The organism is Stenotrophomonas sp. TWI377 (genome assembly GCF_039674525.1).
Classification (GTDB): domain Bacteria; phylum Pseudomonadota; class Gammaproteobacteria; order Xanthomonadales; family Xanthomonadaceae; genus Stenotrophomonas.
On the sequence record NZ_JBDJNT010000001.1, the window covers coordinates 731,404 to 743,485 of the forward strand.

Annotated in this window: 13 protein-coding genes; 11 read left to right on the forward strand and 2 right to left on the reverse strand. The window is 66.6% G+C overall.

Annotated elements, in window-relative coordinates:
• The first annotated feature begins 44 nt into the window (after positions 1-44).
• The 11 genes from asnS to ABE546_RS03215 all read left to right on the forward strand — a co-directional run bounded on the left by asnS (position 45) and on the right by ABE546_RS03215 (position 10,097).
• Complete coding sequence (gene asnS, locus ABE546_RS03165) at positions 45-1,439, forward strand: asparagine--tRNA ligase (RefSeq protein WP_346462671.1); 1,395 nt, start codon at positions 45-47, stop codon at positions 1,437-1,439.
• A gap of 23 nt (positions 1,440-1,462) precedes the next feature.
• Positions 1,463-1,768 carry a hypothetical protein gene (locus ABE546_RS03170; protein WP_102787980.1) on the forward strand — a complete coding sequence of 102 codons (306 nt, stop codon included), beginning with the start codon at positions 1,463-1,465 and terminating at the stop codon, positions 1,766-1,768.
• Positions 1,765-2,079 carry a hypothetical protein gene (locus tag ABE546_RS03175; RefSeq protein ID WP_046273331.1) on the forward strand — a complete coding sequence of 105 codons (315 nt, stop codon included), beginning with the start codon at positions 1,765-1,767 and terminating at the stop codon, positions 2,077-2,079. The genes ABE546_RS03170 and ABE546_RS03175 overlap by 4 nt, the downstream gene beginning before the upstream one ends.
• A 6-nt stretch (positions 2,080-2,085) precedes the next feature.
• The gene (locus tag ABE546_RS03180) at positions 2,086-2,724 is read left to right on the forward strand and encodes an FMN-binding negative transcriptional regulator (protein WP_346462672.1); all 639 of its coding nucleotides are present in this window, start codon (positions 2,086-2,088) and stop codon (positions 2,722-2,724) included.
• Between the two features lie 74 nt (positions 2,725-2,798).
• The gene (gene can / locus ABE546_RS03185) at positions 2,799-3,461 is read left to right on the forward strand and encodes a carbonate dehydratase (RefSeq protein WP_346462673.1); all 663 of its coding nucleotides are present in this window, start codon (positions 2,799-2,801) and stop codon (positions 3,459-3,461) included.
• 24 nt (positions 3,462-3,485) lie between these two features.
• A complete protein-coding gene (locus tag ABE546_RS03190; protein WP_346462674.1) occupies positions 3,486-4,013 on the forward strand; it encodes a 3-hydroxyanthranilate 3,4-dioxygenase in 528 nt (175 codons plus the stop codon).
• A gap of 639 nt (positions 4,014-4,652) precedes the next feature.
• A complete protein-coding gene (kynU, locus tag ABE546_RS03195; protein ID WP_346462675.1) occupies positions 4,653-5,930 on the forward strand; it encodes a kynureninase in 1,278 nt (425 codons plus the stop codon).
• 34 nt (positions 5,931-5,964) lie between these two features.
• A complete protein-coding gene (locus ABE546_RS03200; RefSeq protein ID WP_313218794.1) occupies positions 5,965-7,332 on the forward strand; it encodes an NAD(P)/FAD-dependent oxidoreductase in 1,368 nt (455 codons plus the stop codon).
• Positions 7,332-8,771 carry an exodeoxyribonuclease I gene (gene sbcB, locus ABE546_RS03205; protein WP_346462676.1) on the forward strand — a complete coding sequence of 480 codons (1,440 nt, stop codon included), beginning with the start codon at positions 7,332-7,334 and terminating at the stop codon, positions 8,769-8,771. Before ABE546_RS03200 ends, sbcB begins: the two co-directional genes overlap by 1 nt.
• Positions 8,768-9,454 (forward strand): DUF2461 domain-containing protein, encoded by a 687-nt coding sequence (locus tag ABE546_RS03210; RefSeq protein WP_313210673.1) that lies wholly within the window; start codon positions 8,768-8,770, stop codon positions 9,452-9,454. The genes sbcB and ABE546_RS03210 overlap by 4 nt, the downstream gene beginning before the upstream one ends.
• A gap of 61 nt (positions 9,455-9,515) precedes the next feature.
• Positions 9,516-10,097: a DUF2939 domain-containing protein gene (locus ABE546_RS03215; RefSeq protein ID WP_313210671.1), complete on the forward strand. Its 582-nt coding sequence runs from the start codon at positions 9,516-9,518 to the stop codon at positions 10,095-10,097.
• An 85-nt stretch (positions 10,098-10,182) separates the two neighbouring features.
• On the opposite strand, the gene ABE546_RS03220 is transcribed toward ABE546_RS03215, so the two are convergent.
• Complete coding sequence (locus ABE546_RS03220) at positions 10,183-11,130, reverse strand: 5'-nucleotidase (protein ID WP_346462677.1); 948 nt, start codon at positions 11,128-11,130, stop codon at positions 10,183-10,185.
• 79 nt (positions 11,131-11,209) lie between these two features.
• Positions 11,210-11,980 carry an NAD kinase gene (locus ABE546_RS03225; RefSeq protein ID WP_070470529.1) on the reverse strand — a complete coding sequence of 257 codons (771 nt, stop codon included), beginning with the start codon at positions 11,978-11,980 and terminating at the stop codon, positions 11,210-11,212.
• Positions 11,981-12,082: the final 102 nt, after the last annotated feature.

The window sequence follows — 12,082 nt, forward strand, 5'->3', positions numbered from 1 at the left end:
ACTCCGTGTTCAGAGATCGAGTCGATCAACAGAGGATTCAAGTCATGACGGTGGTCAGCGTTGAACATGCGCTTGCCGGGAAGATCCCGGAAGGCGGCGAGGCAACAGTACGCGGATGGGTCCGCACGGTGCGCGGCTCTGCGGCGCTTGCCTTCGTCAATGTCACCGATGGCTCCTGCTTCGCCCCCATCCAGGTGGTGGCCAATGACACCCTGGCCAACTTCGACGACATCAAGAGCCTGACCCCGGGCTGCTCGGTGATCGCCCGCGGCACCCTGGTCAAATCCCAGGGCAAGGGCCAGTCCTTCGAGATCCAGGCCAGCGCCATCGAGATCGTGGGCCTGGTCGAAGACCCGCTTACCTACCCGATCCAGCCCAAGCCGATGAGCCCGGAATTCCTGCGGGAAGTGGCGCACCTGCGCCCCCGCACGAACCTGTTCGGTGCGGTCACCCGCATCCGCAACTGCCTGGCCCAGGCCGTGCACCGCTTCTTCCACCAGAACGGCTTCAACTGGATCAGCACCCCGATCGTGACCACGTCCGATGCCGAAGGTGCCGGCCAGATGTTCCGGGTCTCGACCCTGGACATGGCCAACCTGCCGCGCAACGAAAAGGGCGAGGTGGATTTCAGCCGCGACTTCTTCGGCAAGGAAACCTTCCTGACCGTGTCCGGCCAGCTGAACGTCGAGGCCTACTGCCTGGCGCTGAGCAAGGTCTACACCTTCGGCCCGACCTTCCGTGCCGAGAACTCCAACACCACCCGTCATCTGGCGGAGTTCTGGATGATCGAGCCGGAAATCGCCTTCGCCGATCTGGCCGAAGACGCACGCCTGGCCGAGCAGTTCCTGAAGTACCTGTTCCGCGCGGTGCTCGATGAGCGTGGCGACGACCTGGCCTTCCTGGCCGAGCGCGTGGACAAGAACGCGATCACCAAGCTGGAAGGTTTCATCAACGCACCGTTCGAGCAGATCGACTACACCGAAGCGGTGAAGCTGCTGCAGAACTCCGGCCGGAAGTTCGACTTCCCGGTCGAATGGGGCCTGGACCTGCAGACCGAGCACGAGCGCTGGCTGACCGAAGAGCACATCGGCCGCCCGGTGGTGGTGACCAACTACCCCGAGCACATCAAGGCGTTCTACATGCGCCTGAACGATGACGGCAAGACCGTCGCGGCGATGGACGTGCTGGCCCCGGGCATCGGCGAGATCATCGGCGGCAGCCAGCGCGAAGAGCGCCTGGATGTGCTGGACGCGCGCATGGCGCAGTTCGGCCTGGATCCGGCGCATTACGGCTGGTACCGCGATTTCCGCCGCTACGGTTCGGTGCCGCACGCCGGCTTCGGCCTGGGCTTCGAGCGCCTGGTGGTCTACGTCTGCGGGCTGAGCAACATCCGCGACGCGATCCCCTACCCGCGCGCACCGGGCAGCGCCGAATTCTGATCGACCTACGGAGGCACTGAACCATGACCCTGTTCTTCGCGCTGTGTTTCGTCGGCGTGGCGATCGCCGGGTTCAGTGCCTTCGTGATCTTCTGGCCGCTGACCCTGGTCCACATCCGCGACCGCCACCCGGCGCTGGCGGATCGTTTCGGCACGGGCGCGTTCCTGCGCCCGGATGCGCTGCGCTGGCTGCTCGGCCGCGACTATCGCCAGAGCACCGACCGCTCGCTGACCGGCCTGGCCGCGCCGGCCTGGCTCTCCCTGCTTACGCTTCTTGCTGGACTGGGCATGGCTGCCCTGCTCTGGCTGCTTTCGATGGTAATCACATGAACGACGACACTTCCCACCACGACGAGTGGTTCCTGGCCAGCCTCGGCAACACCCTGATCTGGGCCCGCCTGCGCGTGCGCCCGGCCGGCACCGCCGAGGTGCTGGACAGCGACGGCAACACGCTGAGCTATGACAGCGAAGACACCGCGCGCTCGCAGCTGTTCGACGCCGAGTTCGTCGCCTACGATGGTCTGGATGAAGAAGACGCCCTGGTGCGCGGCTTCTCGCTGCATGAAGTGCAGCCGCCACAGGCCGACAGCGATGACGCCCTGCACGGCCGCATGATCCAGAGCCTGGGCGCCCGCGCGTAACCGACGATGTTCATCCCGTCCGCCTTCGTCGAGACCGACCTGATCTGGCTGGACCGGCTGCTGGCGCGCGATGCCTTCGTCACGCTGGTCACCACCGGGGCCGACGGCCTGCCGCAGGCCACGCGGATGCCGGTGCTGTACCGGCGCGATGCCGACGGCATCCTGATCGAAGGCCACTGGGCCAAGCCCAATCCGCAAGCCGGCCATGCCGGCCCGGCGTTGATGCTGGTGCAGGGCCCGCACGCCTACGTATCGCCTGGCTGGTATCCCGATAAGGCTGCGCAGGCGCGCGTACCGACCTGGAACTACGCCGCCGCGGAACTGCGCGGCGTGCTGGAACCGGTCACCGATGACGAGGCACTGATCGCCATGCTGGACAGCCTGAGCGCGCACTATGAAGCACAGGTCGGTGGCGACTGGGAGCTGCTGCCGATCGAGCCGCGCCAACAGCGCATGCTCGGCGGCATCGTCGGTTTCCGCTTCCGCCCGGCGCAGGTGCAGATCAAACTCAAGCTCAGCCAGAACCACCCCGAGGCCAACCAGTCCAGCGTGATCGACGCGCTGTCGGCACTGGACGCCCCGGCATCTCGCGAGCTGGCGCAGTGGATGCGCTGGCGCCGCGAGGGTGGCGCTGCCGCCGATTGACCTTCCCCGCTCCTGCGACGACGCGGCCACCCTGGCCGCGCCTTGCCCCCACCCGACGCCAGGGACCCCGCACGATGAAAGACATCCACAAGCTGCTGCAGAACAACCGCGAATGGGCGGACCGGATCGAGAAAGAAGACCCGGAGTTCTTCCACCAGCTGGCCAAGCAGCAGCACCCGGAATACCTGTGGATCGGCTGTTCCGATTCGCGCGTGCCGGCCAACCAGATCATCGGCATGGCACCGGGCGAAGTCTTCGTGCATCGCAACGTGGCCAACGTGGTGGTGCATACCGATCTGAACTGCCTGAGCGTGATCCAGTACGCCGTGGATCAGCTGAAGGTGAAGCACATCCTGATCGTGGGCCATTACGGCTGCGGCGGCGTGCACGCCAGCTTGAACAACACACGCGTGGGCCTGGCCGACAACTGGCTGCGCCATGTCGGCGATGTCGCGCAGAAACATTCGGCGATCATGGAGGCGATCGAGGATCCGGCGCTGAAGCATGCGCGCCTGTGCGAGTTGAACGTGATCGAGCAGGTGGTCAACGCCTGCCGCTCGACGATCGTGCAGGATGCCTGGGCACGCGGCCAGAAGCTGATGGTGCACGGTTGGGTATACAGCCTGAAGGACGGCCGGGTGCGCGAGATGGGCATTGACGTGGGCGCACCGGAAGACCTGCAGCCGGCCTACGAGAAGGCACTGTCCTACGTGCCGCGCCACGGTCGGCGCGACTGATTCTTCCTTTTACGGACATCTCCCATGCTTGCCTCGCCCATCAATCTGCTCGCTTGGATCGAAGAGAACCGGCATCTGCTGAAGCCGCCGGTCGGCAACAAGATGATCGAGAACGGCGATTTCATCGTGATGGTGGTCGGCGGCCCGAACAGCCGCACGGATTTCCATTACGACGAGGGCCCGGAGTGGTTCTATCAGCTTGAAGGGGAGATGGCGCTGAAGGTGCAGGAGGATGGCGCGGTGCGCGACATTCCGATCCGCGCGGGCGAGATTTTCCTGTTGCCGGGCGGTGTGCCACATTCGCCGCGCCGCCCGCCAGGCGGTGTGGGCCTGGTGGTGGAGCGCAAGCGGCTGGCGCATGAGCGCGATGGGTTGATGTGGTTCTGCGAGCGGTGCAATCACAAGTTGTACGAGGAGTTTTTCGCGCTGGAGAACATCGAGACGGATCTGCCGAAGGTGTTCGATCGCTATCACTCGTCATTGGCGTTGCGCACGTGCGATGCGTGCGGGCATGTGGATCCGCTGCCTGCGAAGGTCGCTGTTGAGGGGTGATGGCTGGGTCGCTCCAGGGCGTCAGGACTTGAAAGCCTGAGAGCTTTAGAGCGTTGTTGCTTTAGAGCCCGCGGTTGAGGCGCCTGGGAGTGGGCCGGCTTGCAAGGAAAGAGCAGCGTCAACGGCAACTGCTGCTCTGCTGCGTCAGCGGCAGCTTCGAAAGTTGAAACCAACACCGGCCAAATGGGGGAGCAAGTGTCGCCGTTGTGTTCGATCACGTCCGGAGAGACGCCGCTGTAGCGAGTCGATGCACCCTCCACCGCTGCTGGCTCGCCCTCAGCTCTCAAGCCGCACGCCAACACAATCAAAGACGTAGCCCCGCCCCCGTTTTCCCGTGCGCCCCAGCCAATTGTCAGCGGGTCGGTGTGGGTGGGTCTGCAGGACCGTGTGCGGCATGGATGCCGCACTACGAGCCTACATGGACGTACTTGCGGCGGGTCCAGCAGGCCCACCCACACCGGCCCGTACACTGGAACGTCACTCCGTACGCTTTGGCTTTGGCTTTGGCTTTGGCGCTGGGTCCCTTGAGCGCCAGCTGCCAATCACCAGCCCCCGCCAAATCAGCACCGCAAGCCAGATTCAGCCCACGCCCCCACCACCCGGATAAACTGTCGGCTCACTGACACCGCCGGTTGCACCATGTCCGAACTCCTCAGCCGCACCCATGCCGTTGCCCTGGACGCCGCCGACCCGCTGCGCGCCCTGCGCAACGAATTCGTCTTCCCGCAGCACAACCATCGCGACCAGACCTACTTCGTCGGCAACTCGCTGGGTCTGCAGCCGCGCGGGGCACGTGCCGCCGTCCAGGAAGTCATGGACAAATGGGCCTCGCTGGCGGTCGAAGGCCACTTCACCGGCGACACCCAGTGGCTGCACTACCACCGCCTGGTCAGCGAACAGCTCGCCCGCGTCGTCGGCGCCTTGCCCAGCGAAGTCGTGGCGATGAACACCCTCAGCGTCAACCTGCACCTGATGATGGTCAGCTTCTACCGGCCCACCGTCGAGCGCCCCGTCATCCTCATGGAGGCCGGCGCCTTCCCGACGGATCGGCATGCGGTGGAGTCGCAGATCCGCTTCCATGGCTTCAACCCCGATACCGATCTGATCGAAGTGCAGCCCGACGAGCCCAACGGCACGATCTCGCTGCAGGCCATCGAACGCGCCATCACCGAACACGGCCCGCGCCTGGCGCTGGTACTGTGGCCTGGCGTGCAGTACCGCAGTGGCCAGGTGTTCGATCTGGACGCCATCACCCGCATGGCGCGCCTGCAGGGCGCCCGCGTCGGCTTCGATCTGGCGCATTCGGTCGGCAATGTGCCGTTGCGGCTGCACGATATCGCGCCGGATTTCGCCGTGTGGTGCCATTACAAGTACCTCAACGCCGGCCCGGGCGCCGTGGCCGGCTGCTTCGTGCACGAACGCCATCACCGCGATACCACGCTGCCGCGCTTCGCCGGCTGGTGGGGCCATGAAGAAGCCACCCGCTTCAAGATGTCGCCACAGTTCGTGCCCGCTGTCGGTGCCGAAGGCTGGCAGCTCAGCAATCCGCCGGTGCTGGGCCTGGCCCCGCTGCGCGCGGCCCTCGATGTCGTCGACAAAGCCGGCGGCATCGATGCGCTGCGGACCAAATCGCTGCGCCTGACCGGCATGCTGGATGCGCTGGTGCGTGCGCGCCTGTCGGGCGTGCTGGAGGTGCTGACGCCTTCGGAGCCGGATCGCCGCGGCTGCCAGCTCTCGCTGCGTGTGGCCGGTGGCCGCGAGCGCGGCCGCAGCCTGTTCGAGTACCTGCAGACCGTGGGTGTGCTCGGCGACTGGCGCGAGCCCGACGTGATCCGCATCTCGCCGACACCGCTGTACAACCGCTATCTCGACCTGCACCACTTCGTCGAGGAAGTGGACGCCTGGGCCGGTCGCTGACCCGACCGCCCTCCCCGCCCCCACGGACATCGCCTTGATCGCTACCCCCTCCCGCTCGCTGAGCATCATCGGCGCTGGCCTGGCCGGTTCACTGCTGGCCATCCTGCTGTCCCGCCAGGGCTGGCAGATCACCTTGTATGAGCGCCGCGGCGATCCGCGCGTGAGCGATTACGAGTCCGGTCGTTCGATCAATCTGGCGCTGGCCGAACGCGGCCGGCACGCACTGCGCCAAGCCGGCGTGGAAGACGCCGTCATGGCCAAGGCGGTGATGATGCGCGGGCGCATGATCCACCCGCGCGAAGGCGAGCCGCAGCTGCAACGCTACGGGCGCGACGACAGCGAAGTGATCTGGTCGATCCACCGCAAAGACCTCAACACCACGCTTTTGCAGCTGGCCGAGGATGCCGGTGCGACCGTGCACTTCCACCGCCGCCTGCACACGGTGGATTTCGATGCCGGCTACGCGCGCTTCATCGACGACCGCGACGACCAGCCGCACGACATCCGCTTCGACACCCTGATCGGGGCCGACGGTGCCGGCTCGGCGCTGCGCGCGGCGATGAACCGCAAGCAGCCGCTGGACGAGCGCATCGACTTCCTGGACCACTCCTACAAGGAGCTGGAAATCCCGCCGACCGACGATGGCGGCTTCCGGATCGAGGCCAATGCACTGCACATCTGGCCGCGCGGGCACTACATGTGCATCGCGTTGCCGAACGACGAAGGCACGTTCACGGTCACCCTGTTCCTGCCCAACGAGGGCGATCCGAGCTTTGCCACCACCAACAGCGGGGCCGAGGCCGAAGCGCTGTTCGCGCGCGACTTCCCCGATGCGCTGGCGCTGATCCCGAACCTGCGCCGCGACTGGGAGCAGCATCCGCCGGGCCTGCTGGGCACGCTGCATCTCAAGCACTGGCATATGAAGGGCCGCGCGGTGCTGATCGGCGACGCGGCGCACGCGATGGTCCCGTTCCACGGCCAAGGCATGAACTGCGCCTTCGAAGACTGCATCGCCCTGGCCGCGCATCTGCTGGAGCAGGATTCGCTGGGCGAGGCCTTCGCTGCATTCGAAGCGGACCGCAAGCCGAACGCCGAGGCGATCCAGCAGATGGCGCTGGAGAACTACCTGGAGATGCGCGACCGCGTGGCCGATCCGCAGTTCCTGCTGCAGCGCGAACTGGAACAGGCGCTGCAGGCGCGCTGGCCGACCCGCTTCGTGCCGCACTACACGATGGTCACCTTCCTGCGCACCCCGTACGCCGTGGCGCTGGCGCGCACCGAGCTGCAGCGGCGCATGCTGGAGCAAGCCACTGCCGGGCACGACAGCCTGGCGCATATCGACTGGGCCGCACTGGAGCGGCTGGTCCACGAACAACTGCCCGTCCTGGAGGGTGCGCACTGATGGCCGACAGCTTCCTGTTCTATGACCTGGAAACCTTTGGTCAGGACCCGCGCCGCACGCGCATCGCGCAGTTCGCCGGTATTCGCACCGATGCCGATCTGAACATCATCGAAGCACCGGTCAGCTTCTACGTCAAACCGGCCGATGATCTGCTGCCCTCCCCGATCGCCACCCTGATCACCGGCATCACCCCGCAGCACGCGCTGAGCGCCGGCGTCACCGAGGCCGAAGCGTTCGCGCGGATCAACGACCTGATGGCGCAGCCGGGCACCTGCTCGCTGGGCTACAACACGCTGCGCTTCGACGATGAGTTCGTCCGCCACGGGCTGTTCCGCAACTTCTACGACCCCTATGAACGCGAGTGGCGCAACGGCAATTCGCGCTGGGATCTGCTGGACATGATGCGATTGCTGCATGCGCTGCGCCCGGACGGGATTGTCTGGCCGCAGCGCGAAGACGGCGCCACGTCGTTCAAGCTCGAGCATCTGGCCACGGCCAACAACGTCCGCGAGGGCGATGCACATGAAGCGCTGTCCGATGTGCACGCGACGATCGGCCTGGCGAAGCTGTTCAAGCAGGCCCAGCCGCGGCTCTGGGACTACGCGCTGAAGCTGCGTGACAAGCGCTTCGTGGGCAGCCTGCTGGATGTGGATGCGATGCGGCCGGTGCTGCACATCTCGATGCGCTACCCGGCCCAGCGCATGTGCGCGGCACCGGTGCTGCCACTGGCGCGCCATCCCTTCATCAACAACCGCATCATCGCGTTCGATCTGGAGGGCGATATCGAGCCGCTGCTCGATCTGCCACCGGAAACCATCGCCGCGCGCCTGTACACCCGCGCGGCCGACATGGCCGAGGGTGAGCAGCGCGTGCCGCTCAAGGAAGTGCACCTCAACAAGGTCCCGGCGCTGGTCGCCTGGAACCATCTACGCCCGGCCGACCATGCGCGGCTGGGCATCGACCCGGCCGCGATCGAAGCCAACGCCGAGCGCCTGCGACAGATCGGCCCGGCCCTGGCCGAAAAAGTTCGCCAGGTGTATTCAGGTGAGCGCTCGCTGGCGCCGAGCGATGTGGACGCCTCGCTCTACGACGGCTTCCTGGCCGACGGCGACAAATCCCTGATGGCACGCATCCGCACCAGCCCGCCGGCCGAACTGGCCAGCTTCGCCGAGCGCCTGCGCGACCCGCGCATGCCCGAGCTGCTGTTCCGGTACCGCGCCCGGAACTACCCGGACACCCTGGACACCACCGAGCGCTCACGCTGGAACGACTATCGTCGCCAGCGCCTGCTCGGCGATGCATCGCTGGGCGAACAGACCCTGCCGCAGTTCACCGCGCAGCTGGATGCACTGGCCGCAGAGCACGCCGACGATGCCGGCAAGCTCGCCCTGCTGCAGCACCTGCGCGACTGGGGCACCCACCTGCAGAGCAGCCTATGAGTACGTATTTCAGCCCGGCCACCTTCACCTTCCTGCGCGGCCTGGCCCGCAACAACGACAAGACCTGGTTCAACGAGCACAAGCCGAAGTACGAAGAGCACGTCCGCCAGCCGTTCCTGCGCCTGATCACCGATCTGCAGCCGGACCTGGCCGCAGTCAGCGAGCACTTCCGCGCCGATCCGCGCACCGTGGGTGGCTCGCTGTTCCGCATCTACCGCGATGCGCGCTTCTCCAACGATAAATCGCCCTACAAGAGCTGGCAGGGCGCGCGCCTGTTCCATGAGCGGCGCAAGCAGGTGCCAGCCCCGTCGTTCTACATCCACCTGCAGCCGGGCGAGAGCTTCGTCGGCGCCGGCCTGTGGCATCCCGAGCCGGCCACGCAGCGCAAGGTGCGGCATTTCATCGTCGACAACCCGGGCAGCTGGAAGGCCGCCGCGCATTCGCCGGTGCTGCGCAAGAAGTTCGATTTCGAGGAAAGCGAAAAGCTGGTGCGGGCCCCGCGCGGGTTCGAGCCGGAGTTCGAGTTCATCGACGATCTCAAGCACCGCAACTGGGTGTTCTGGCGCTCGCTGGACGACGCCACGATGACCGGGCCGCGACTGCGCCAGACCATCGCAGCCGACCTGGTCACGCTGGCCCCGTTCGTGGATTACCTGTGTGCGGCGCTGGACCTGGAATTCTGAGCTTCACGTGCGCTGACGCCCGGTGGGTCAAGCTGGGCACCATGACGACAAGGCAGATCCGATGAAGAAGCTGCTGTGGTTGCTGGTCACCGTGCTGCTGGTGCTGGCCGGCATCGTGTTCGGCGGCCCCTACGTGACCGTGCATGGCCTCAGCCGCGCGATCGAACAGCGCGACACCGCCAGACTCGACCGTTACGTGGATTTCCCGATGCTGCGCGCCAACCTGCGCGCCCAGCTGAGCGATTACGTGGTGCGCCGCGCGGGTCCGGACATGCAGTCCAGCCTGTTCGGTGCGTTGCTGCTCTCGGCCGGTGACCGGCTGAGCGCGACCGCCGTGGACGCACTGGTGACCCCCACCGGCATCGGTGCGCTGCTGGAGGGCCACACCCTGTGGAAGCGCGCCAGCAACGACCTGGACAGCCCCAGCAACGATGCCTACGCGGCGCCACGGCCGGCACGGCCGCTGAACGGCGCCACCCACCATTTCGAGTCGCTGTCGCGGTTCACCGCCACCACCCATACCCCGCAGGGCGCGCCGGTGGTCTTCATCCTGCAGCGCTCGGGGCTGCGCTGGCGCCTGGTCGACATCCGGCTGCCATTGAACCCCGAAAGCACCGCCCCGTCGGTCCTGCCGATCCAGTAGGTACCCACCGTTGGTGGGTACATAGGCGCCACCGTTGGTTGGTACATGGGCGCCACCGTTGGTGGGTACATGGCCCCACACACCATCAACCGTCGTTGGCGACCCCATGCGGCACGTGCCCGGCGGCCACGCTCTGGTGTTGCAGCGCGCTGTCGATGTTGTGCTGGGAATCGTCGAAGAAGATGTCCGCGCCGAACGCTTCCAGGAACGGGCCCTTGTGGCGGCCGCCCAGGAACAGCGCCTCGTCCAGGCGCACGCCCCACTCGCGCAGCGTGCGGATGACCCGCTCGTGCGCCGGTGCCGAACGCGCAGTGACCAGCGCGGTGCGGATCGGCGCATCTTCGCCCGAGGGGAACACGGCCTGCAGGGTGTGTAGGGCCGAGAGGAAGTTGCGGAACGGACCGCCACTGAGCGGCTCACGGGCGTTCTCACGCTCATGGCGGCCGAACGCTTCCACGCCCTGCTCGCGCGAAATGCGTTCGCTCTCATCGCCGAAGATCACCGCATCACCATCGAAGGCGATGCGCAGCTGGCCCAGCGGACGGCCCAGATCGACCTGTTCGGCTGCGGCGATGGTCTCGCCCGGCGGCTTGGGCAGGATGGTCGCGGCAGCGATCCCGTGCAGCAGCGCGCGCCGCACCGACTCCGGGTTGGCCGACAGCAACAGATCAGTGCCGAACGGCTTCACATACGGCCAGGTCGGCTCGCCCGCGGTGAAGGTCGCGCGGATGATGCCCAGGTCGTAGTGCTGGATCGAATTGAAGATGCGCAGGCCGGTATCGGCGGAGTTGCGCGACAGCAGGATCACTTCCACCCGCGGCTGTTCCGGCGACTGGCCCTGGTTGAGCGCGAGCAGCTTGCGTACCACCGGGAAGGCCACGCCGGGGCGCAGCACATCATCTTCGTGCTTGCGCTGGTACTCGGCGTAGGCATCGACGCCTTCGGCCTCGAACAGCGCGTGGCCCTCTTCCAGATCGAACAGGGCCCGCGACGTCACGGCAACGGTCAGCAAACGGGGGGTGTTGTCGCCCATGGCAATCAGCAATCCAATGCGGCCGCAGCGGCCGGCCAGCCATTCTCCCACAGTGCATGGCCAGCACGGCCGTGCGCCGTCAGAACATGAACTGCTCGCTCAGGATCCGGTCTTCCAGGTTGTGCTCCGGGTCGAACAGCATGGTGACGCGGCGTTCGCGCGATTCGCGGATGGTCACTTCCACCACATCGCGGGTTTCGTGCGAATCGGCGGTGACGCTGACCGGGCGCTTGTACGGGTCGAGCACCCGGAAGCGCACTTCGGTGTCCGCCTTGAGGATCGCACCCCGCCAGCGGCGCGGACGGTACGGCGCCAACGGCGTCAGCGCGATCGTGTGCGAGCCCAGCGGCAGGATCGGGCCATGCGCGGAATAGTTGTAGGCGGTGCTGCCGGCCGGGGTGGCGACCAGCACCCCGTCGCCGATCAGCTCGGCCACGCGCTCCTGGCCATTGAGGTCGATGCCGATATGCGCGGCCTGGCGGGTCTGCCGCAGCAGCGAGACGTCGTTGTAGGCCAGCGAGCCGGTGGTGGTGCCGGACTCGGTCAACGCCAGCATCTCCAGCGGCCGCAGGTTGGCCGGCTCCGCGGCCGCCAGGCGCGCGGGCAGATCATCATCACGGAACTGGTTCATCAGGAAGCCCACCGTGCCCAGCTTCATGCCGAACACCGGCTTTTCCAGCGCACCATAGCGATGCAGCGTCTGCAGCAGGAAGCCATCCCCCCCCAACGGGCACAGCACCTCGGCCTGCTCGGGCGTGTAGTCGCCATAGCGGGCCCGCATCTGTGCCAGGGCGAGCTGCGCCGCTTCGGTGGAGCTGGCCATGAAGGCGATACGGGGGGTGTCGCTCATCGGTGAATCCGGGTGGGGTATGCCGGCAAGAGCATAACCGTTCGTGCCGGTCGCGGGCCGGCACGGACGGAAACGAAAACGGCCCCGCCGAAGCGGAGCCGT